This window comes from Psychrobacter sp. H25 (assembly GCF_059076335.1).
This window is the reverse complement of the sequence record NZ_JCACRV010000001.1, coordinates 2048045-2070571: the sequence shown is the minus strand read 5'-3', so window position 1 is coordinate 2070571 and position 22527 is coordinate 2048045. Positions and strand designations below refer to the sequence as shown.

At 44.3% G+C, this 22527-nt stretch carries 17 protein-coding genes and 1 riboswitch; of the genes, 14 read left to right on the top strand and 3 right to left on the bottom strand.

From position 1 onward, the window contains the following. Positions 1-373: 373 nt before the first annotated feature. The 11 genes from AC5JPO_RS08355 to AC5JPO_RS08305 all read left to right on the top strand — a co-directional run bounded on the left by AC5JPO_RS08355 (position 374) and on the right by AC5JPO_RS08305 (position 15809). On the top strand, positions 374-1486 hold the full coding sequence (locus tag AC5JPO_RS08355; protein ID WP_443525030.1) for an AOC03_06830 family ribosome hibernation factor: 1113 nt from the start codon (positions 374-376) through the stop codon (positions 1484-1486). Positions 1487-2128: 642 nt separating this feature from the next. Continuing rightward, positions 2129-2242, top strand: a riboswitch (guanidine-I (ykkC/yxkD leader). Positions 2243-2287: 45 nt separating this feature from the next. Then, complete coding sequence (locus AC5JPO_RS08350) at positions 2288-3052, top strand: urea amidolyase associated protein UAAP1 (protein WP_493853820.1); 765 nt, start codon at positions 2288-2290, stop codon at positions 3050-3052. 229 nt (positions 3053-3281) lie between these two features. After that, positions 3282-3911 (top strand): urea amidolyase associated protein UAAP2, encoded by a 630-nt coding sequence (locus AC5JPO_RS08345; protein ID WP_493854027.1) that lies wholly within the window; start codon positions 3282-3284, stop codon positions 3909-3911. 59 nt (positions 3912-3970) lie between these two features. Then, entirely contained in the window at positions 3971-7624 is a 3654-nt protein-coding gene (gene uca, locus AC5JPO_RS08340; RefSeq protein ID WP_493853819.1) for an urea carboxylase, read from the top strand. 79 nt (positions 7625-7703) lie between these two features. Then, positions 7704-9539 carry an allophanate hydrolase gene (gene atzF, locus AC5JPO_RS08335; RefSeq protein WP_493853818.1) on the top strand — a complete coding sequence of 612 codons (1836 nt, stop codon included), beginning with the start codon at positions 7704-7706 and terminating at the stop codon, positions 9537-9539. A gap of 119 nt (positions 9540-9658) precedes the next feature. Further along, the gene (locus tag AC5JPO_RS08330) at positions 9659-10684 is read left to right on the top strand and encodes an ABC transporter substrate-binding protein (protein ID WP_493853817.1); all 1026 of its coding nucleotides are present in this window, start codon (positions 9659-9661) and stop codon (positions 10682-10684) included. Between the two features lie 72 nt (positions 10685-10756). After that, positions 10757-11698, top strand: a complete 942-nt coding sequence (locus tag AC5JPO_RS08325; RefSeq protein ID WP_319050728.1) for an ABC transporter permease — start codon at positions 10757-10759, stop codon at positions 11696-11698. A 15-nt stretch (positions 11699-11713) separates the two neighbouring features. After that, entirely contained in the window at positions 11714-12631 is a 918-nt protein-coding gene (locus tag AC5JPO_RS08320) for an ABC transporter ATP-binding protein (RefSeq protein ID WP_493854026.1), read from the top strand. A 247-nt stretch (positions 12632-12878) separates the two neighbouring features. Next, on the top strand, positions 12879-13634 hold the full coding sequence (locus AC5JPO_RS08315) for an endonuclease/exonuclease/phosphatase family protein (RefSeq protein WP_319050726.1): 756 nt from the start codon (positions 12879-12881) through the stop codon (positions 13632-13634). Positions 13635-13772: 138 nt separating this feature from the next. Continuing rightward, positions 13773-14771, top strand: a complete 999-nt coding sequence (locus AC5JPO_RS08310) for an NADP-dependent oxidoreductase (protein WP_493853816.1) — start codon at positions 13773-13775, stop codon at positions 14769-14771. A gap of 195 nt (positions 14772-14966) precedes the next feature. Next, a complete protein-coding gene (locus AC5JPO_RS08305; RefSeq protein ID WP_493853815.1) occupies positions 14967-15809 on the top strand; it encodes an EcsC family protein in 843 nt (280 codons plus the stop codon). 79 nt (positions 15810-15888) lie between these two features. Here the strand turns inward: AC5JPO_RS08305 and AC5JPO_RS08300 are convergent, their stop codons facing one another. From AC5JPO_RS08300 to AC5JPO_RS08290, 3 genes are all read right to left on the bottom strand, one after another. After that, positions 15889-16506: an alpha-ketoglutarate-dependent dioxygenase AlkB family protein gene (locus AC5JPO_RS08300; RefSeq protein ID WP_493853814.1), complete on the bottom strand. Its 618-nt coding sequence runs from the start codon at positions 16504-16506 to the stop codon at positions 15889-15891. Positions 16507-16519: 13 nt separating this feature from the next. Further along, positions 16520-17410: an alpha/beta fold hydrolase gene (locus AC5JPO_RS08295; protein ID WP_493853813.1), complete on the bottom strand. Its 891-nt coding sequence runs from the start codon at positions 17408-17410 to the stop codon at positions 16520-16522. Positions 17411-17486: 76 nt separating this feature from the next. After that, on the bottom strand, positions 17487-19394 hold the full coding sequence (locus AC5JPO_RS08290) for an ABC transporter ATP-binding protein (protein ID WP_493853812.1): 1908 nt from the start codon (positions 19392-19394) through the stop codon (positions 17487-17489). Between the two features lie 378 nt (positions 19395-19772). Here AC5JPO_RS08290 and AC5JPO_RS08285 point away from each other — a divergent pair, with 378 nt between their 5' ends. The 3 genes from AC5JPO_RS08285 (at position 19773) to AC5JPO_RS08275 (ending at position 22485) form a co-directional block, all read left to right on the top strand. Beyond that, a complete protein-coding gene (locus AC5JPO_RS08285; protein WP_493853811.1) occupies positions 19773-20621 on the top strand; it encodes an EamA/RhaT family transporter in 849 nt (282 codons plus the stop codon). Between the two features lie 172 nt (positions 20622-20793). Beyond that, the gene (locus AC5JPO_RS08280) at positions 20794-21684 is read left to right on the top strand and encodes a fructose bisphosphate aldolase (protein WP_493853810.1); all 891 of its coding nucleotides are present in this window, start codon (positions 20794-20796) and stop codon (positions 21682-21684) included. 360 nt (positions 21685-22044) lie between these two features. Continuing rightward, on the top strand, positions 22045-22485 hold the full coding sequence (locus tag AC5JPO_RS08275; protein WP_493853809.1) for a hypothetical protein: 441 nt from the start codon (positions 22045-22047) through the stop codon (positions 22483-22485). Positions 22486-22527 lie beyond the last annotated feature (42 nt).

Below are 22527 nucleotides of genomic sequence, written 5' to 3'. Positions count from 1 at the left end.
ATGAGTACATGATATGGTCAGTAGAGTTCAGAAGACAGTTGGTTGAGACGATGTCTGTCTTTAACAATACAGATTGCTCTATTTACAAAGCGCTATCATTTGCTTGCATTTTAACCCTACAGAGAGTGAGGAGCAGCTGCTAGGATTAAAACAAAGGAATTCAAAAATTATGCACATATAAAGTGTGTACAACATGGAAAAGCAGAAAATGATCAGCAAATGGCTTTAGCAGTTTTTTATGAGCAGTCTATAGTTTGTGATTATACTGATAAAACCATCGCTAAGTATGGCATAGAGTAAAACAACATAACGCTGTACTAATAAGAAAATATATAAAATCGAAAGTAAATGATAATAAAACAAGGAGCACTATATGAAAGCGACTCTCAAAAGTTTACGTGAAACCAAAGCGAACCCAGCAGTGAGTATCTTTGTGAAGACTCACCGAGCACATCCTGCTAACGAACAAGATCCTATTGCCCTCAAAAATCAGTTAAAAGTCGTAGAAGATCGTCTGAATAAAGAGTATGACAAGAGCACAGCGACAATTATCTTGGATAACATTCATGCCAAGACCAATGACTTAAATCATAATTACAACCTCGATACCCTAGCTATATTTGCCAGTACTGATGATGTACAAGTTATCCGTATGCCAATTGACACAACAGAACGCGTGGTAATCTCAGATAGCTTCGCGACGCGTGATTTGGTACGTGACATGGCAAGCGCTGTCCATTATTACACAGTAATTCTAACCCGTGACAAAGCACGTTTAATCGAAGCTTCTAATGACCGTGTCATCAGAGAGTTTGACAAAGATGACGATGCGCAAAACAATATGGAAAATATTCAGTTCCCTGTAGAGAACAACGGACTGTATACAACGGGTGATGGTAGCTCGGATCGCTCATCAAATAACGAAAGCAGCCATCTTAAAGAGTACTTCAACCAAGTTGATAAAAGCGTACAAGAGCTGTGGGGCGAGCACAAAATGCCACTCGTGATTGTTGGCGACGCAAAAAACATCGGTTACTACAAAGAAGTGTGTGATCGTCCAGACAACATCATTGCCACGGTATCGAACGCTACTAATTTAGAAGATGGTAGTGCCCAGCATATCGTGGACAGTGTACAAGACGCTGTAGAAGATTACCGTACATCATTGCATAAAGCAGCATTGGGTGAAATCGATAAAGCTCGCGGTGCCAATATGTTGCAAACTGACTTGCAGGAAGTATATCGTAGCGCGTTCCAAGGTGCTGGCGAGACTCTTTATGTGCGCCGTGGTTATATACAATCTGCCAAGATCGATGAAAAAGCTCAAACCCTAAGTCTTGCAAGCGATGTCACTGCAGAAGGTGTCACTGACGATGCAGTTGGTGAAATTATCGAGCACGTCATTCATAATGGTGGTGAAGCGGTGTTTATGCCACAAGATATCATGGGTGAAGATCAGCCTATTGCTTTGGTAACTCGTTACTAATTAAACAGGTCATTAATCAAACAGGCATATTTTATTAACGATGCTTATCCATAGATAAGCTATCGGGAATAAGCAATTACGATACAAGAGCGTTGGTTCTATATGGACCAGCGCTCTTTTTTATCATGCTTATTACTCATGTCCATGAGTACACACTATATTGGTTACGGATTCGAAGCACTGGTTCATATTGAGTCAGTGCTTTTTGCTATTTTTCACTTTCTAACAGTCAAATTACCGCAGATAAAGCTAAGTATCGATGCATACTTAGCATGGTTCAGAATAGAGCGATATTTCTCATTATGGTGCACGATGTTCTATGATAGTGCGTTTTTTAATTTACCTAGTAACTAACTTCTATCTTTTATGAACTGCTACTGCCAATCATATCAGAGCCTTGTTTTTAAGAGAGTATCGAACTTGCTATTATGTACTCAGCCTATATGTATTAGGCTATAAGCGTCCCTAGAAGTAAATTTATTTTGGAGAGATACGACTAATATAGCGAATTTTTTAGTGAGCTAATTTTAAGTTGTGCGAAAAATAAGAGCCAAATCGATAGTGATGGATAATGGCTGGCATACCGCTTGCAGAGTTAATAGTACACGGTTAACTACCGTATGCTATTAATCTAAGAGCTAAAAAAATGCCGTCTAGGGTTCCGATATAGTAGAGGAAGGCTTTCTAAAACTATATGACTGGTCCGAGAGATGGCGGTTCGAAAGAACTACACGGAGGGATAAAAGCCCGGGAGACTCTAAGTGACACTGTTCACTTAAGCTCATAACTGTGGAGTTTTTTATGTCATCCGTTTCAATCACTACTTCCGATAGTTCATATTCAGACCGTTTCACCATGCCTCTACCAGGTGGCCACCATTGGTGTGGACGTATCAACAAAAACACTGTATTAACGCTCAAATCACTGGCAGCCAATGCCAATGCTAGCCTATATGTGGTTAATGCTGATGAGAAGCTTGAACGCTTCAACATGCCAGATAGTCTAAAAGCACAACACACCTTATACCTATCTGAAGGTCACGTACTCTACTCCGATATGGGCCGAGTGCTGGCCTCTATTATCAGCGATGACCATGGCTGGAACGATGCTATTTGTGGCCCTAGCACCGCTGCTATGATCAGCTCACAATATGGCAAAAAAACCTTCCAAGATGCTCGTAACGAGCGCTATCAAAATGGTCTTGACGGACTACTAACAGAGATGTCGAAGTTTGCGCTAAATGAGAGCGATCTTACGGCAACGGTCAATTTATTCTCCAAAGTCACCCCCGATCTACAAGGGCAGCTGTCCTATATCACAGCTGACAACACCAACCAATCTATCGCCCTACGGTTTGAGATGAATTGCTTAGTATTCATCTGTAACGCCCCGCATCCACTTGATCCATCTGACATCTATAATCCAGCTGATATTGAGCTAACCATTCAGCAGGCAGCGCCTATAGTGCCAAAGTCAGAGTCTGATATCTGCCGTGACTCTTGCTCGCAAAACCAACGCGGGTTTGAGAACAATGCACGCTATTTTGGCGACTATACGAACGCCTAACGACAGGCAGTGTTCGATAGTCGAAGGCATTTATTAAGTAAGTGGTTATCAATTTCTAATTTTTGACTGGTAAAACGACTCTATAGGTTCGTGAGCACCATACTTACGTCCATAACCATTCATAGTAACTATTTATAATAACTAAGAGAGCAGACTCATGACAATTAATAATGATATTAAAAATAACGATGAATATACGCAAAATTCAGCCACAACAACTTTAGAGTCAATGGATCTCAAGCAGATCAAGCTGCGTGAAACGTGTGCTGCAGGAGAGGGGTGGATGGCCGAGGTTAAGAAAAACCAGACCTTGCGCATTATAGATACTGAAGGCAATCAGGCAGTCGATACTTTGTTTATCAGCTGTGCTGATACGGCTGAACGTTATAGTGCCACGGATACATTGGCACAAAATCAAAAGCTGTTTTTGGAGATGGGCAGTCAGCTATTCACTAATAGAGGGAAAGTTATTGCCACTATCACAGATGACACTTGTGGTCGTCATGATACGTTGGGCGGTGCATGCTCATGTGAGAGCAATACCGTGCGTTACGCTCATGATACTTATCCCATGCATAGCTGCCGTAACAACTTTATGCATACTCTAGCAACGCATTCAGTTGCTCAAAAATATGATCTGAACCTACGTCATGTCGGACCAAACATCAATTTCTTTATGAACGTACCTATTACGCCTGACGGTAGTTTGGCGTTTGATGATGGTATCTCAGCCCCTGGTAAATACGTCGATATCACCGCTCAAATGGACATGATTGTCCTGATATCGAACTGTCCTCAGCTCAACAATCCCTGCAACGGCTATAACCCCACGCCCATTGAGCTGGTGATTTATGAGTAAGTAAGCGATTTTCGAACAAGACGATACTGCCTATTAATGAGAATGCTGAGGAAGTTGTGATGTTTAAAAAAGTATTGATTGCCAATCGCGGTGCTATTGCTTGCCGAATTATACGTACCTTAAAGCAAATGGGTGTCGGCTCAGTCGTTGTCTATACCGATGTAGATCGAGGCTCACTACATGTCAGTCAGGCTGATGAAGCCATAAACATCGGCTCGGGTCCTGCCAGTGATAGCTATCTGAATATGGATAAAGTATTGCAAGCAGCGATAGATTCAGGCGCAGAAGCGATTCATCCTGGCTATGGGTTTTTGTCAGAAAACGCTGCATTCTGTGATCGCTGCAGTGATGCTGGAATCGCTTTTATTGGGCCAACCTCTGAGCAGCTGCTGAGCTTTGGGCTCAAGCATACAGCTCGTAAGCTCGCCATTGACAGCCAAGTGCCATTGTTACCCGGTAGCGAGCTGCTACAAGATGTGGACGAAGCATTACGTGAGGCCGAGCGTATTGGTTACCCTGTCATGCTCAAAAGCACTGCAGGCGGCGGCGGTATCGGCATGCGTCTGGTATGGAATGAGGTCGAACTAAAAGATGCTTATGAGTCTGTGCATCATTTGGCACAAAGCAACTTCAGTGATGCTGGGCTATATCTCGAAAAATTTGTAGAGCATGCTCGCCATATCGAAGTGCAAGTATTTGGTGACGGGGCAGGCAATATCATCACCTTAGGAGAGCGTGACTGTTCTATCCAGCGTCGTAATCAAAAAGTGATTGAAGAAACGCCAGCGCCCTTACTATCAGACGTACAAAGACAAAACCTACAAGAGGTGGCGACTAAGCTCATGCAACAAGTCAACTATCGCTCTGCTGGTACCGTTGAGTTTGTGATGGATGTGTCGACGCAAGACTTTTATTTCTTGGAAGTGAACACACGCTTGCAAGTTGAGCATGGTGTCACAGAAGAAATCTATCAAGTGGATTTAGTACGTTGGATGATTGAGCTGGCTGCAGGCGAGTTCGTGTTGCCAGAGTTGCCATTGCACGCATCAGGACATTCAATTCAGGTGCGTCTGTATGCCGAAGACCCTGTCAAAAGCTTTCAACCAAGCACTGGGATTTTAACGGATGCTTATTTTGACCCAGCCGCTCGAGTTGAAACTTGGATAGAAACAGGCAGTGAAATATCAGCCTTTTATGACCCGATGTTAGCAAAAATCATTGTCACGGCACCTGATCGCAAGCAAGCATTGGAGAAAATGAGCCAAAGTTTGGCCGTGTCACGTATGGCAGGTCTTGAAACCAATCTTGAGTATTTGCAGCAGATAGTGGCTTCAGAGACATTTTATGCAGGCGAGCAGACTACAAGGTTTTTGAACACTTTTACATGGCTCAGTCAAAAAATCGAAGTGTTGCAGTCGGGCGTACAGACGGCCGTACAAGATGTACTCGGCCGAGAAGGTTACTGGGATGTGGGCGTACCTCCATCAGGTGCGATAGATGGTCTGAGTCTCAATACTGGTAATCAGCTGTTGGGTAACCCATTTAACACTGCAGGTCTTGAGTGCGTGGTTACTGGACCGACTTTATTGTTCCATTGCGACAGTCAGATTGCTATTACTGGCGGTAACATGGCCTGTACCTTGGATGGTGTAGAGCAACCAATGTGGCAAACCATTCCTGTACGTAAAGGTCAAAAACTCATTTGTGGCAATATCACCTCAGGTTGCCGAAGCTATATCGCTATCAAAGGTGGCATAGATGTCCCTGAGTATCTAGGCAGTCAAGCGACCTTTAGTTTAGGTCAGTTTGGTGGTCATGCAGGTCGTAACTTACTTATCGGCGACATGCTACCCGTTGTACAGTGCGATACGTCCATTGCTACTAAAGCCTTACCTGCTGCCCAGCAACCGGCGTTTAATGGACTATGGCAAATCGCGGTTATGTATGGACCACATGGCGCGCCAGATTTCTTTACGGATGCTGATGTGACGCAGTTCTTTGAGCATGAATGGGATGTCCATCACAACTCTAGCCGTACTGGTATCCGTCTGGTCGGACCTAAACCTGAATGGGCGCGTGAGGATGGCGGCGAGGCAGGGCTACACCCCTCAAATATCCATGACAATGCCTATGCTGTTGGTGCGATTGACTTCACAGGTGACATGCCGATCATTCTAGGACCTGATGGACCAAGCCTCGGTGGCTTTGTGTGTTTAAGCGTCATTGTCGCAGGTGAGCGCTGGAAAATGGGACAGCTCAAAGCAGGTGATCGAGTGCAGTTTGTCCCTGTCAGCTACGATCAAGCTGCACAATTACATCAGCGTTACGATGACATGCTACGGGCTGATCACTGTGATTTGGTGGATTATGATTTGCCTATTCATACAGAAAGAGCAACATTGCAAACAGCCATATTAGACACTTTACCCATCAATAATGACCAACCAAAAGTGGTATATCGCCCTGCTGGAGACAGCTATATATTGATTGAGTACGGCGAGCAGGTGCTTGATTTGCAACTGCGCTTCCGCGTTCAGGCATTGATGGAATGGTTACAAGCACAGCATATCGATGCCATCGTTGATATGACGCCAGGTATTCGCTCACTATTAGTGCATTACCATTCATTGAAATTGCCACAGGCAGCACTACTGGCAATCCTCAAGCAAGCAGAAAGCGCGTTGCCCGATATTAAGAATATGCAAGTGCCGTCCAGAATTGTTCATTTACCAATGGCGTGGGCTGACTCTCAGACTAAGCTAGCAACTCAGAAATATCAGCAACTTGTCTATCCTGACGCACCTTGGTGCCCCGATAATATCGAGTTTATCAGACGTATCAACGGCTTGGCCTCTGCCCAAGCGGTCAAAGATATTGTTTATGATGCCAGCTATTTGGTTATGGGACTGGGTGATGTCTATTTGGGCGCACCTGTCGCCACACCGCTTGATCCAAGACATCGTTTGGTCACCACCAAATACAATCCTGCCAGAACATGGACACCAGAGAATGCGGTGGGTATCGGCGGCGCTTACATGTGTATCTACGGTATGGAAGGCCCTGGTGGCTATCAGTTTGTTGGTAGGACGCTACAAATCTGGAACCGCTATCGCTCGCATCCAAGCTTTGAAGCTGAAAAACCATGGTTACTACGATTCTTTGATCAAATTCGCTTTTATGAAGTCAGTGAAGAAGAACTGTTATCGATGCGAACTGCCTTTAAGGCAGGTGAGCTATCGATTGAGGTTGAGGATAGTGTGTTAAACCTCGCTGAGTATTACGAGATGTTGCATGAAAACAAGGACAGTATTCAGACATTCAAAGATCAGCAGCAAGCTAACTTTGATGCTGAACGACAACGCTGGAAGCAGCAAGGTCTTGATCAGTATGTGGGCGAAGATATTGATGCGGTAGAAGTATCATCAGAGGTCTCTGTACCTGAGGGCGGGGTAGTCGTCAAAGCTCATATGATGGGCAGTGTTTGGAAGATATCTTGCGCGGTAGGTGATGTAGTCGACGAGGGGCAGACCTTAGCAATCATAGAAGCCATGAAAATTGAGATACCAATTGTCTCACCCGTTGCGATGCAGGTCGTGAGTACTGAAATTGAGATTGGTACTACAGTGAAACCCGAGCAGCCTTTATTTGTACTTGCACCCATTACTGCTCACGAGACATTGGTGGCAGACTCAGACATGCACGAAAAAAGCTGATGCTGTACGGACTCATCTAGCCGATAGTGAGATAGCAAAACAACGATAAAAATGGCGAAGAATAATAGAGAGAATAACTATGCAAAAGAATTGGACGATCAAAGATTGGCAAAGCGCTTATGCCGAAGGAACTACCCAGCTAAGTGATCTATTAGATTATGTGGCGGGTATTAGCAATGACAATAATGCTTGGATTGAAATTGCGACTCCTGAGCAGCTGACCGCTCAGATTGACAGTATCGCCACGCAAAACTCCCAAGATTTACCGCTATACGGCATACCATTTGCGGTAAAAGACAACATCGATGTGGCAGGGTTTCATACCACGGCAGGATGTACAGATCCTTTGTATTTGGCTGACAAAGACGCGCATGTGATCGCTAAGCTCAAGTCGGCAGGCGCTATCGTCATCGGCAAAACCAATCTTGACCAGTTCGCGACAGGCCTGGTAGGTACGCGCTCACCTTATGGGGCAGTGGCCAACAGTTTTAATCCTGACTATATCAGTGGTGGCTCAAGCTCCGGCTCTGCGGTTAGTGTGGCGAATGGCATCGTTCCTTTTGCATTAGGGACCGATACAGCAGGCTCTGGACGTGTGCCTGCAGGTCATAACAATATCGTAGGTTTGAAGCCTACAAAAGGCTGGTTTTCCAGTACGGGTCTCATTCCAGCGTGTCGATTACATGATGTGATTTCTATTTTTGCGCTGGGTGTTGATGATGCGTGGCAAGTAGCTCAGATAATGAAAGGCTATGATGAAGAGGATGATTACAGTCGTATCCATCCTGCCACTGCGCCAGTCGCCTTTAGTCTTGGCAAAATTGCTATCCCTAATACCTTAGAGTTTTACGATGATACCGAGTCAGAGCAGGCTTTTGAGATAGCCATCTCGCAGCTACAGACGATGGGTTATGAGATCACACCGATAGACTTTACCGTCTTCAATGAGTTAGCAGATGCGCTCTACAACGACAGCTGGGTTAGTGAACGCACCTTTGCCATTGATCAGCTCGTCGAGCGTGATGCGCTACTACCTGTCACTCGCCAAATCATCAGTCAAGCTGATAACTATAATGCGGTTGATGCGATGAGTGCTGAGTATTCTCGTGCTGCATTAAGTCGCCGTATTCAACAAACGCTATCTAAATTTGATGCCTTAATGGTGCCAACCGCACCAACCATCTATACCATCGATGCGGTCAATGCCGACCCGTTAACGAAAAATAGTCACATGGGGGCTTATACTAATTTTGTGAATCCAGCAGACTTGTCGGCGTTGGCGTTACCGAATCTAGTCGCTAGAGATGGCCTGCCACGCGGTGTGACCTTTATCGCTATGGGCTGGCATGATGAAGCCTTAGCCAACTTTGGGCATCAATGGCAAACCGCTCTGGATATACCAATGGGAACCTCTCACCATCATTATCACTCCGGCACCTCTCAAACCCAAACGTCTCAATCTGATCAACCACAATCGCTTATTCCACTGAGCACAGATGATAGTGATAGTAGTGTAGCACTAGCCGTGGTTGGTGCGCATCTGAGTGGTATGCCACTCAATTATCAGCTGACTGATAGGGGCGGTGTGTTGTCTGAGCAAACCCAAACGGCAGCCACTTATCAGCTCTTTGCATTGGCAGGATCGAAACCTGCCAAACCGGGATTGAAACGACACGAAGAAGGACGCTCGATTGCAGTAGAAGTCTGGCGAATCCCCAAAGCAAAATTTGGTGACATCGTCAACGAAGTGCCTGCACCATTAGGCATCGGCAATGTCGAATTGGCAGATGGACGCTGGGTCAAAAGCTTTATTTGTGAAGAGTACGGATTTGAAGGTGGTACGAATGTGACCGAGTTTGGTGGTTGGAAATCTTATATAGCTGAACAATCAGAGTCCGTAACTTATATCAAATAACTCTAATCATTATCCGAAAACAGTAACGCAAGCAATGCCGATATCTCTCATGGTATTGCGCAACAATAATCAACGGACATTCCCATAATGGGTCTGTCTTTATTCAAGGAGCAAGACTCATGAATCGACGCTTATTTACTTTTGCGGTTTTCTCAAGCTTTATGCTATTTGGTTGTGACAACACGGCTACCGTATCAGCACCTGAAGGGGAGGCAGCACCAGAAAAAGTCACTGCCTCAAATGACGATCCAATCTCTATCGGTTACAGTGATTGGCCTGGCTGGGTAGCGTGGCAGATTGCAATTGATAAAGGCTGGTTTGATGAAGCTGGCGTCAATGTTGAATTTAAATGGTTTGATTATTCTGCTTCGTTATCTGCTTTTGCCTCTAATCAGCTGGACGCCATTTCTGTGACCAATGGCGACAATTTAGTCAACGCTGCGAGTGGTAGTGAGGGCATTATTATCTTGGTTAACGACTATTCAGCAGGTAATGACCAGATCATTGCTAAACCGTCGGTCACTAACATAGCGGACCTAAAAGGCAAATCAATCGGTGTTGAAAAAGGCTTGGTAGATCATTTGCTGCTCAATAGCGCGCTGGCCGATAACGGGTTGACAGAGGCTGATGTGACACTGGTCAATGCCACCACAAACGAGTTACCACAAGTCTTCACAAATGACAGTATTGACGCCGTCTCCATCTGGCAACCCAATGCCAATCAAGCCCTAAAAAATGTGCCAAGTGCAAAGACTATCTATACCTCAGCGGATAAGCCGGGTCTTATTTATGACACGTTAGCCGTCAGTCCCGCCAGCCTATCTGAGCACAAGGCAGAGTACGCCAAAATCATCCAAGTGTGGGGCAAGGTCGTCAACTATATCAATGATCCAGCGACTAGAGATGATGCGATCAGCATTATGTCTAACAAGGTCAACGTGCCTGCTGATCAATATAGTGCCTTCTTGAATGGGACAAAACTGATGGGTCTTGAAGATAACAAGAGAATCTTTGCAAAATCTGATGAGCTCAGCTCTATCTATGGATCTAGCTATCATGTCAATCAGTTCAATATTGACAATCAGATTTATGATCAAAAGCTTGATATCGATAAATTGATCTATCCTGACTTGATTAATCAGTAAGGATAAGTGCCGTTTTATCTATTGCAAAGGCAGTGGTTATTGAGTCTTCATCATCGTTTTAGAGGGTAGCCCATGAGTCATATCAACACATATCTAACCAAGAAAACCACTCTTGGGCTCAATGTACTCTCATTTTTGATTCCGATCTTACTATGGTGTGCGGTCAGCTACCTTCCTTTTATCTGGCATCCACAAGTTGAGATTACCGATGCTGGCGCGAGTACTTATCTACAAGAGGGTAGCCGCATTGATAAAGAGGTATTTTACCGCGAAGCACAAGATGCGATGGCCTCTGATGCAGTACCACCGCAAGGAAAACTGGTCAATCCTGTCTACTTGCCAGCACCGGATGAGGTAGCCACAGCGATGGTCACTGCCTTCGTTACCCCGCCTGCGCAAGCGGATGGACCGTGGTTACATGAGAGTCTCTGGCAGAGTATCCGTACGGTATTTATCGCTTTTTTTATCTCGTCTATCGTCGGTATTCCGTTAGGGCTGCTGTGCGGATTTTCTCAAAAAATCGCACAAATTACTCAGCCCTTCGTGGAGTTCTTTCGCTATCTACCAGCACCCGCATTTGGACCTTTGGCCGTGGCAGTGCTTGGTATCTACGATGGACCAAAAATCGCCATCATCGTGATTGGGACTCTATTTCAGCAGATTTTAATCATTGCAAATACCACGCGTACTATGGATCTTGGTCTGATTGAGGCTGGTTATACGCTAGGCACGACCAAACTAAAAAGCTTCTTTTATGTACTGCTGCCTGCCGTCTTGCCCGACGTCTATCGAGACCTGCGTGTTCTACTCGGCTGGGCATGGACGTATTTGATTGTCGCTGAACTGATAGGGACGACATCCGGTATTACTTGGTTTATTGTGCAACAAGCCCGCTACCAGCATTTTGATAACGTCTATGCAGGTATTCTACTCATTGGGTTTATCGGTTTAGGTACAGATATCTTGTTGTACCAGCTCGGTAAAAAACTCTTCAAATGGAAAGCGAGTATTTAAATGATAAATAACGATATGGTCTCTTCCGTCCCTGCAGATAGTGCTCGCACCACCCATAGCGGTGCCACTGATTATTTCAAAGCTTTGTATCAGAGAAATGTAGTGTTGCAAGTTGATCAATTGACACAGTCGTTTGATCAAGGTGGTAGCCAAAAAGTAATATTGAAAGATGTCAGCCTAAAAATCTATGAGCGTGAGTTTGTATGTGTGATTGGTCCTTCTGGTTGCGGCAAGTCAACACTGGGGCGTATCGTTGCAGGCTTAGATGCGTATCCTAGCGGCGAGGTAGTCGTTGATAAAGAAAAAGTCAAAGGCCCAAGTGCTAGCCGCGGCATGGTTTTTCAAGGTTATACGTTATTTCCTTGGAAGACAGTCAAAGAAAATGTCATGTTTGGTCCTATCATGGGCGGACGTAGCAAATCGAGTGCCGAGCGCAGTGCTCGCGAGTGGCTAGATGTGGTCGGCCTGACCAAATACGAAAACCACTATCCACACCAGCTGTCTGGCGGTATGAAGCAGCGTGTTGCGATTGCGCGCGCACTGGTCAACGAGCCAAAGGTGTTGATCATGGATGAGCCATTTGGTGCACTTGATCCTTATACACGTCAAAAAATGCAAAAGCATCTACTAGATCTATGGCGTAATATTGATATTACCATCGTATTTATTACGCATGATATGGATGAAGCGGTGTTACTGTCAGATCGTATCGTGGTACTCAAGGCAAATCCAGGAGAGGTTCAAGAGATTATTGAAGTACCGCTCGCACGGCCTCGTTCTCCCGATATTGTGACAGACAGTCGTTTTTTACAACTAAAAGCACGTATCAATAGCATCGTTCATAACCCACAACCTGTCATTGACCCTGCATTGACAGATATACCAGATATCCCGCGCATGACCCCTTTGGACAAACACAAATCCGTAACATAGCTATTTGTCTTAAGTTAAAAAAGGCAGTGTTCGGTCTCCGTTCTAACCTGCACAATCGTTGCTAGCCATATAGCGCAGCGGTTGTGCTCTATTATCATTAGTCACAAAAGCTGTGATGGGTTTATCGGTTTTGCTTAGCAATACTACTACGAGTTATCTCTGATTAACTGCTGCTGATAAATACGACTGCTGTTATACTCAGTAGCGTATTCATCTGCTTGCTGATCTATTTATGACGAACAAATTTATGACGACCAGCTCTTTTGTGTTGACCAGCTACAATATTCACAAAGGCATGTCACCACTAAACCGCCAAGTAAAAATGCAAGGTATTGCCAAAGCGCTAGAGGCTGTCGGTGCAGATATACTGTGTCTGCAAGAAGTGCAGGGACAGAACCTAAAGCGCAACATGCAATACAATGAATACCCAGATCAGTCACAGCATGAATGGTTTGGTGAGTTTTTAGATCTAGAAAACAGCTATGGTAAAAACTCAGAGTATGAGAATGGTCATCATGGCAATGCCGTATTAAGCCGGTTCCCGTTAGACCCAAAACACAACGTCAATATTACCGTCAATAAGCTTGAACAACGCGGCGTCTTACACTGTGAAGTACAGCCTAATGGTTGGGAGAGACCGGTCGTTGTATTATGCGCGCATCTCAATTTGTTTGAGCGTGATCGTATCAAGCAGTATCAAGCGATTAGCGACTACGTGCGACATGAGATTGCGCCTGATCAACCGCTTATATTGGCAGGTGATTTTAACGACTGGAAAAAGATGTCTTGTGACAAGCTTGCAACCGAGCTGGGTATGATAGAAGCATTTAAGGATTGTCACGGTAAACTATTACCGACGTTTCCAGCAAAACTGCCAGTACTCAGCCTAGATCGTATCTATGTGCGTAATTTGATAGTCAAAGATGCATGGGTACACACTGGTAAGCCTTGGTCGGCGCTATCAGACCATCTACCGATTAGCGCAGAGTTGGCCTTGCCATAAAACAGCATTACCGTACCGAAAAAATAATCAGTAAATTTCTATAAAATAAAGCTTCTATAAAAAAATCTATGACATGAAGTGCTAGTCAATAAATGGGTAAAAAATAAATTGCCCGATAATATATAAGGATATATAACGATGTCTAATAATCAAATACCGAACACTCAGCATGCAGTACTCATACGCGAATTTGGTGAGCCTGAAGTCATGCAATATCAAGAGGGTGTGGCAGTACCAGAGCTGGCCGATGAGCAAGTATTGATAAAAATTGCCTATGCTGGTATCAACCCTGTGGACTATAAGACGCGGCAAGGTAAAGGGTGGGGAGCGACTGCTATCCAAACAGAAAAATTCGACAATGACCAGCCTGCAATTTTAGGATTTGATGTAGCAGGCGAGGTCGTCAGCAGTAATAGCGACCAGTTTGCTATCGGTGATAGAGTGGCTGCTTTGAGCTTTAGTGGTTGTGGCTATGCACAATATGCCGCAGTAGATGCCAAGTTGCTTGCAAAAGTACCAGAAAGTGTCACGCTGGAGCAAGCGGGGGCGTTGCCTTGTATTGGTCAAACCGCATTACAGTTTGTAGATTTTGCGGATATAAAAGCAGGCGAGCACGTGGTAATTAATGCACCAGCAGGCGGCGTTGGTCATTTATTGATTCAATTACTTATGAACAAAGTGGCGCAAGATAATATCAAAGTAACGGTTATTTGCTCACCAGAAAAGTACGCTAAGCTTGATGAGTTGATAGAGGTATCTAAGCTGGCAGGCTGGATTGATTACACCAAGGATGAGGATTTTCCTGAGCTGCAAGCGGATGTGCTGTTAGATTTGGTCGGCGGTGATGCAGGGATACGCGCACTTAGCGTGATGAAGCCTGAAGGTCATGTCTATGTATTACCCACCATTTGGGTAGATAAGCTCAAAGAAGCAGGCAGTCAAAAAAACCTAAACGTGGCAGGTTATAAGTCGCAACGTAACGGTGAAGATATGGCACGTGTTTTACAGCAAGTTGCTGATGGTAAGCTGATTTTGAAGATTCAAAAGATCTATCCATTATCTGAAGTCGTTGCCGCTCATCATGAGCTACAAAAAGGCGATTCTTTTGGCAAAATTGTCTTGTCAGCTGCTGATTGAATGTCAAGATCGCTCGAGTATTAGGCAGTATTTAGTCAAACTTATTAGTAAGGGGATTTCTGTTGAAGCCTAATAAAACCAACTGATGACTTAACAACTCATACAAAAGTTTTATGTTGGACAACAGAACATCCCTGTAGTCGCTGCTTATTTATCATAAGATAAAAAGTGAACGATACTAATAAAGGGACTAATATGACTACTAACGAAAAAACAAATGATCACATTGCTTATGAAGCCAAAGTCCGTGAAGACATAGAAGCGTGGAAAAACCCTGATAAAAGCGTACTTGATAAAGCGCTGTCCGTTATCAACAAACCTATTGTTGAAGCAGGTGACGCGCTTATGAGTATGCCGCAATTCGGTGATGCGCTGACAAAAGCCACAGAGCAGTCTATCACCGCTTTGAGTGATGCCGCAAACTGGACATTGAATACCCAGGACGTCATCAATACTTATCAAAACGAGTCTGATATCGCAGGCTCTTCTATCACTACATTCTCTGATATTGAACGCTTACCGATCGCTGTCGTTGATAAACAGGTTGAATTGTTTAAAAGTAAATATGTGGCTTTGACGAGTGCCCAAGGGGTGACCACTGGAGTCGCCGGTTGGGTAGGTATCCCTGCTGACGTGGTCGGTCTCATGACGGCAAATCTACGTGCGATTGGTGAGTATGCGACTTACTATGGTTTTGATATTAATAATAAAGGCGAGCAGTTGTTTGCCATGTCTTTGTTAGCGGTGGCGACGTCTGCATCTGCCGAGGAGCGCAAAGCTGCTTTGGATAATACTGATGCAATGGTCAAAGATCCGCAGACTCAGGCATTTAACCAAGTTAATGAAGAGGTAATGTCGCGGGTAGTACGTCAAACGGCAACCAAAGTGGCGACCAATATGGTCAAAACAAAAGCGGCGCAGATTATCCCAGCAGTGGGTGCGGTGGTCGCAGGCGGTGTTAATGCCAGTTATACTGCCAGTGTCTGTGAGGCGGCGCACCAATGCTACAGAGAGCGTTTTTTGGATCGTAGTGCATAACTAAGATCTGAGCCTAACTATTAACCGCGTATAACTACTAGGTGACTCACGCTACACATGGCTTGGTATAGCGCTGTTACTAACGGGTGAGCATATGCCGAAATGTCAGGCTGATCCGCCCAGTAGCGACTGCTTTTGTTTTAGTGACAGTATGCTTCCAAAAGTTTTGCGTCGCGCCATGCATGACAATCAATTGACCAGACTCAAGATGAAGTTCAACTTTGTCTTGAGTTTTTTTATGCTTAAAAACAAATTTGCGTGTGGCACCTAGAGATAGAGAGGCAATAATTGGCTGATGACCAAGCTCTTTTTCGTCATCCGCATGATAACCCATACCGTCGGCCCCAGAGGGGTAGTAGTTGAGCAGGCAGGTATTAAAATCGGTCACAACACCAATATTTGCCAACGCTTGCTCAATCTGTTGTTTCACGTGGAACACTGCGTTTGACCACGGTACTGTTTGCCGTTTGTGCCCTGAATACTGATAATCGGCATCCCTCTCTCCCATCCAGACAACTTGGCGAGTCGTCACATGGGTCTTACCAAACAATCTCACGATGTCTGGCTGCCACGGTAACTCATCTAATAAAGTGTCATAGAGAGTATGAGCGTCGTCGATAATTATGCCCAAATCATTAACTTTACCATCATAAGGCAATAAATTATCGGTAGGAGCAGGGGCAAAGAGATCAGTCATAGATTAGTGGTCGCTATTTGCTGTTTTGATGATGATCATTGATGACTCGGGCACAGAGTGTAGGCGCCTCAATCGGCAGTAGATGACCATAATCTGGTAATGAGATCAGACTGCCATCAGGTACAAACTTGTGCCACTTTTTACGTACTTTATCACTGATAAACAAGGTAGGCTTACCGGTGATTAACGTATAAGGGCAGCTCAATTTTTTGAGCGCAGCATCAATATGAGGCGCACCAAAATAGTTTGCCAGCTCTTGCTCAGGTGCAAACATAAGCGTGTAGCTGCCATCAGTATTTTTGCTTAGACTTTGCTCAGCAAATATCTGCAAGTGTGTATCACTGATGCGCTTATAAGCACGCTGCGCGCGTAGGCTCTGATAGTAGTCATCGGTACTCGACCACGTCGGTTGCTTGGTTAATGTGCTTTTGAATGGTTCTTGGCTAAGCAGTACAGAGCGAGGTAATAAATTATATAAAGTGGCTTGGTTTTTGGTAAATGTGACAGGTTCTATGAGATACAGCTGCGAAAACAGCTCTGGACGCTTGGCAGCAGCGATTGCCGTGGCCGTTGCGCCTTGCGAATGTCCAATACCCACGACAGGCTTATCTTGCGTTTGTTCTAAAAACTTAATCAGCATATCAGCATCTTGCTCACGTGTGAGGCGACGGCTGTGCGGTTTATCATACCAGTAACCGCGCAAGGCAAGTGAACTCAACTCAAATTCAGCCGTCAGCTCACTCAGTAGTGGCATGTAGGTACCAACCGTAAAACTGTTACCACCATAAAAGTGCGCTGGCGCACGCTGAGTCATCATCGACTCTACTGGCTGATTGAACTGGCTAAGGTTATAGTAGCGTGCTTGTTTTCCGCTAAGGGCGATGCTGCGTGTGAATGCGTCCATAAAATAAACACTTCCTTGTGACTTATTTTTTTTGATTTATTTTTTTTGATCTATTGGCTTATCGTTTTAGTGAGTCTTAGTTGTCTTCACCTAAGAAGCCACCGCTTTGACGCTGCCACAATCTGGCATAGACGCCGTTTAACGCTAGTAGCTCATCGTGGCTACCTTGCTCGATGATACGTCCTTGATGCATGACGACCAGTCTATCTAACGCAGCAATTGTAGAGAGTCGATGGGCGATAGCAATAACCGTTTTGCCTGTCATGATGTCATTTAGACTCTCAGTAATTGCATATTCAATCTCAGAATCTAGCGCACTTGTTGCTTCATCCAAGAGCAGAATCGGCGCGTTTTTTAGCATAACACGTGAGATGGCAATACGCTGACGTTGACCGCCAGAGAGTTTGACTCCGCGTTCACCCACTTGCGTATCGAGACCTGTATTGCCTTTATCATCATATAAGTCTTTGATAAAGTCCCATGCTTGGGCTTGTTTTGCTGCAAACATAATCTCTGCGTCAGTAGCATCAGGGCGACCATAAGCGATGTTTTCACGCACAGTACGATGCAGCAACGAGGTATCTTGAGTCACCATACCTATTTGTTGACGCAAGGATTCTTGAGTGACGGCATCAATAGCTTGACCGTCGATCAAGATTTTTCCGCTATCAACGTCAAAGAAGCGCAGCAATAAGTTGACCAAGGTCGATTTACCAGCGCCTGAGCGCCCGACCAAACCAATTTTTTCACCTGGTTTGATGTCGAGATGGAAGTTATCTAGCAGTTTGGTAGATGAGCTAGGTGTATGCGTAGTGCCATCATGAGACTTGCTGTCTTGCGTGCGTTCCTCTTCTTCAGATTCATAACTGAAATCAACATGCTCAAATACAATACGCCCATCAGTGACCGTAAGCGCTGTTGCATCAGGTTTGTCTATGATCGTTTGCGGCGCTGATAGTGTACGCATACCGTCTTGCACGGTACCGATGCTCTCAAATAAACTGGCCGTCTGCCACATGATCCAGCGCGTCAAACCATTTAGACGTAACGCCATAGCGGTCGCTGCTGCAATTGCCCCGACACCCACAGCGCCTTGTTGCCATAAGTACAGACCAATACCTGCGGTACTACTGACCAAGATGACACTGATGAGGTGGGTTGAGACTTCCAGATAGCTGACCCAGCGCATTTGTGCATGTACCGTACCCAAGAACTGTCCCATGGCGTTTTTAGCATAACCCAGCTCACGACGTGAATGGCTAAAGAGCTTGACGGTCATGATATTGGCATAAGCATCGGTGATGCGCCCTGTCATCAAGGCGCGAGCATCAGCTTGCACAATAGCAGTATCTTTGAGCTTAGGAATAAAGTACCAAATCGTTAGTGCTACCAACACTAGCCAGATAATAAAAGGTATGAGCAGCAGACTGTCTAGGTTAAATAAAATCACCCCTGAGGTGATAAAGTAGACAGAGACATACATAAACATATCAGTGACAGTCATGACCGTATCGCGGACAGCGAGTGCGGTCTGCATGACTTTGGCGGAGACACGCCCTGAGAACTCATCTTGATAAAACTGCATCGACTGACCAAGCATACGTTGATGAAAACGCCAGCGCATTTGCATAGGGAAAACACCCTGCAAGGTTTGAAAATGGACAAACGATGACAACGCAATCCACAACGGGCTGACAATCATCACCGCAAGCATAAGCAATAGCATATCGCCTTTTTCTGCCCATAAGTTTTGCGGTGTATAGATACCTAGCCAGTCGACGATATCACCAATCCACGCAAACAGCATGGCCTCATAGATACCGATACCAGCCGACAAAACCATAAAGAGCAATAGCCAGCCACGCAGACCGTTGGTACATACCCATAAGAACTTTAGCATACCATCGCGAGGTGATGGCAGCGGCATAGGGGTGTCTGGAAAGGCGGGTAGACGGTTTTCAAAAAAGCGAAATAGAGCATTCATAGGCAGCAATAAAACATCAATAGCAGTACGTCGAGATGAACGAGAATTCTCGTTATCTCAAATCTTTACTTTTGTGATTGGGGTTAGGTGCTATTTTAGCAAAATTACCCATCATACCTGCATGCTAATTGTAATTTGATCACCCATGATGCTCATTGCCAGCGCTTTGGTATGGGCAATAATAAATGGATTGCTGCAAAAAATATATTTTGCTACCTTTTACAGCGCGCTTATCTAACTCACTATTCATGTGCTTAAGTATAGCGTTGGCAGTTATGATGTGATCAGGCGCCCGTTGGATAGATAAAGTGGCTTAAGTCAGGTACTACTGGTATACAAACAAGCACTCAATATAGAGGTCAAACAAGGTAGAAGTGAATGATGTATTTAACAATCGCGGTGCTATGCAGCGTTGCTGTCTCTGTACTCTTAAAAGTATTGCGTCAAAAAAACATAGATATACGTCAGACTATCGTGGCAGGGTATCCGGTGGCATTTTTACTGACGTGGGTATTATTACAGCCTGATATTGGTGCCATACATGCGCTTGATAGTGCTTGGGGTATTATCATCGCGCTTGGGGTATTGTTGCCCGCGATATTTATCATTCTGGGCCGTGCTATTGAAGCAGTCGGCATGGTAGCAACGGATGCGTCTCAGCGCTTATCACTGATTATCCCCATTGTCGCTGCTTTTCTATTGTTTGGTGAAGTGTTGACGGGTACTCGTATACTTGGGCTGGCACTAGGGTTTTTGGCACTAGGTGCGCTTGTCTATCGACCACAGCATAATGACATTACTCGGCAAGCAAAGCACACGCCACTATGGTTGTTCGGGGTATGGGCAGGCTACGGCATTATTGATATCTTGTTCAAACAGGTCGCCAAACAAGGAGCCGCTTTTCCGTTGACGCTGTTTGTGAGCTTCGGTATGGCAGGTACACTGCTTTTTATCTATCTACTTATCAGCCGGGTACGCTGGCAAAGAGACGCACTCATAGCAGGTCTGTTACTTGGGGCGCTAAACATGGGTAATATCTATGCCTACGTACGTGCCCATCAAGTATTGTCTGATTCACCCAGTATCGTCTTTACGGGTATGAATGTCGGTGTTATTGCGGTGGCAACATTAATTGGCGTAGGCGTATTCAAAGAGCGGCTTAACCGTATCAATATAGTGGGGTTACTACTCGCTGTAAGCTGTGTGGGCGTGCTTTTTTTGGCATAGTGCTTACCCAAAATAGTTGTATAAAAGTAATTTTAGAGATGCTGACACGTATCCTATATAGGCAGACAATCCAACCTATGATAAGGTTGTTTACAAATAGCATGGTTTATATGAGCCACACAGTCTCGTTATGATATTTGACCTCAACCAATAAAAACAGGATGCATCCTCAATGGAATACGATAAGCAATTACAGCACATAAAAAATGGCTCAGGTTTCATCGCGGCGCTTGATCAAAGCGGCGGCAGTACACCAAAAGCGCTAGAGAACTATGGTGTTAGCGGTGAAGCGTACGATAGTGATGAGGCGATGTTTGATTTGGTGCACGAAATGCGTGCGCGTATCATGACATGTGACTGTTTTGACAAGGAACGTGTGCTTGGCGCTATTTTATTTGAAGACACCATGGAGCGCGACGTCAATGGTAAGTCGACTGCCAACTACTTATGGGAAGACAAAAATATTGTACCATTCTTAAAGGTAGATAAAGGGCTGGCTGAGCAGATGGACGGCGTACAGGTAATGAAGCCGATGCCTAATCTAGACCTGCTATTGGATAAAGCAAAAAACTATCCAGTATTTGGCACCAAGATGCGTTCAGTCATCTATGAGCCAAGCGCTGATGGTATTGAGCTGGTGGTACAGCAGCAATTTGATGTGGCCAAGCAAATCATCTCAAAGGGTCTCATGCCAATCGTCGAGCCTGAAGTCAATATCGACAGCGCGCAAAAACATGATTGTGAGCTACTATTAAAAGCCGATATCTTACGTAATCTTGAGCGTTTGGGTGACGATCAACAAGTGATGCTTAAGCTGACATTGCCTGAAGAAGCAGGATTTTATCAAGAGTTGGTTGATCATCCAAAAGTGCTCAAAGTCGTGGCGCTATCGGGTGGCTATAGCCGTACCGATGCGTGCGCTAAGCTCAAGCAAAACCCCGGTATGATTGCGAGCTTCTCTCGTGCCTTTACCGAAGGCTTGAGTAAGCAACAAAGCGATAGCGAGTTTGCTGATACTATTAATACGTCGATTGAAGAGATTTATCAGGCGTCGAAGGTGTAAGGGTTTATTTTTAGAGTACCAGTAGGTATTGCTCTTAGTGGTACTCCTCAAGAGGTTTTATATGCACAGTATTATAGATAAGATAAAGTCATATAGTGAACAGATAGACTTAGAAGAAAGATTTATTTATGATTTTAAAATAGATGTATCCGTGCTTGAAGCTCACATTATAGAAAAATTAGCAATACAGATAGTGTTTTTAGGAAAAATATTATATTAAAAGACCTCCTAAGATATCAGTATCAAAAAGGTAGTAATAATACTGAACTAGATTTTTGGATTATCAATAGCTGGGGAGGAATTTATGGGTTTAAGCCTACGGAAAGAAATATTAGAAAAGTATCCAAGTTTAAACAGGAATTGAAAATAAAAAAGCTTTCTAAAGAAAATTTTGAAACAATTTCATCTCTTTCTAAAGTTGCTTCTTTTTTAGATCCTGATAAATATTTTATATATGATGCAAGAGTAGCCTATTCACTAAACTGGCTTATTCTAAAATATGAAAATAAAAATGTTATAAATCACAAATATTTTCCTATGCCAAATAGTAGAAATAAATCATTAGTCAATTTTGATATACAGACAATATTAAACATAGTCCATGCCAAAGAGCTTAATGAGTTTTCAGATATATATCTTAAGCCACAAGAAGCATATCATGCTTACTGCAACTTGATTAGTAGAATAGCTGAGCAAATTTATAGTGGTACGAAGTCCGCCTATTTAATAGAAATGCTATTGTTTATTATAGCTGATCAGGAAATCCTAGCAGAAGTTAAAGAAATAAAAATATTAATATGATTATACTTTTCTACTCTTAAAAAATAGAGACCTAGTGAAATC

Excerpts from the sequence above, each read along its gene's own strand:
- AC5JPO_RS08325 (WP_319050728.1), top strand. The coding sequence starts at position 10,757 with ATGAGTCATATCAACACATATCTAACCAAGAAAACCACTCTTGGGCTC.
- AC5JPO_RS08285 (WP_493853811.1), top strand. The coding sequence starts at position 19,773 with ATGATGTATTTAACAATCGCGGTGCTATGCAGCGTTGCTGTCTCTGTA.
- uca (WP_493853819.1), top strand. The coding sequence starts at position 3,971 with ATGTTTAAAAAAGTATTGATTGCCAATCGCGGTGCTATTGCTTGCCGA.
- AC5JPO_RS08305 (WP_493853815.1), top strand. The coding sequence starts at position 14,967 with ATGACTACTAACGAAAAAACAAATGATCACATTGCTTATGAAGCCAAA.
- AC5JPO_RS08295 (WP_493853813.1), bottom strand. The coding sequence starts at position 17,410 with ATGGACGCATTCACACGCAGCATCGCCCTTAGCGGAAAACAAGCACGC.
- AC5JPO_RS08310 (WP_493853816.1), top strand. The coding sequence starts at position 13,773 with ATGTCTAATAATCAAATACCGAACACTCAGCATGCAGTACTCATACGC.
- AC5JPO_RS08350 (WP_493853820.1), top strand. The coding sequence starts at position 2,288 with ATGTCATCCGTTTCAATCACTACTTCCGATAGTTCATATTCAGACCGT.
- AC5JPO_RS08300 (WP_493853814.1), bottom strand. The coding sequence starts at position 16,506 with ATGACTGATCTCTTTGCCCCTGCTCCTACCGATAATTTATTGCCTTAT.
- atzF (WP_493853818.1), top strand. The coding sequence starts at position 7,704 with ATGCAAAAGAATTGGACGATCAAAGATTGGCAAAGCGCTTATGCCGAA.
- AC5JPO_RS08315 (WP_319050726.1), top strand. The coding sequence starts at position 12,879 with ATGACGACCAGCTCTTTTGTGTTGACCAGCTACAATATTCACAAAGGC.
- AC5JPO_RS08355 (WP_443525030.1), top strand. The coding sequence starts at position 374 with ATGAAAGCGACTCTCAAAAGTTTACGTGAAACCAAAGCGAACCCAGCA.
- AC5JPO_RS08330 (WP_493853817.1), top strand. The coding sequence starts at position 9,659 with ATGAATCGACGCTTATTTACTTTTGCGGTTTTCTCAAGCTTTATGCTA.
- AC5JPO_RS08345 (WP_493854027.1), top strand. The coding sequence starts at position 3,282 with ATGGATCTCAAGCAGATCAAGCTGCGTGAAACGTGTGCTGCAGGAGAG.
- AC5JPO_RS08280 (WP_493853810.1), top strand. The coding sequence starts at position 20,794 with ATGGAATACGATAAGCAATTACAGCACATAAAAAATGGCTCAGGTTTC.
- AC5JPO_RS08290 (WP_493853812.1), bottom strand. The coding sequence starts at position 19,394 with ATGAATGCTCTATTTCGCTTTTTTGAAAACCGTCTACCCGCCTTTCCA.
- AC5JPO_RS08320 (WP_493854026.1), top strand. The coding sequence starts at position 11,714 with ATGGTCTCTTCCGTCCCTGCAGATAGTGCTCGCACCACCCATAGCGGT.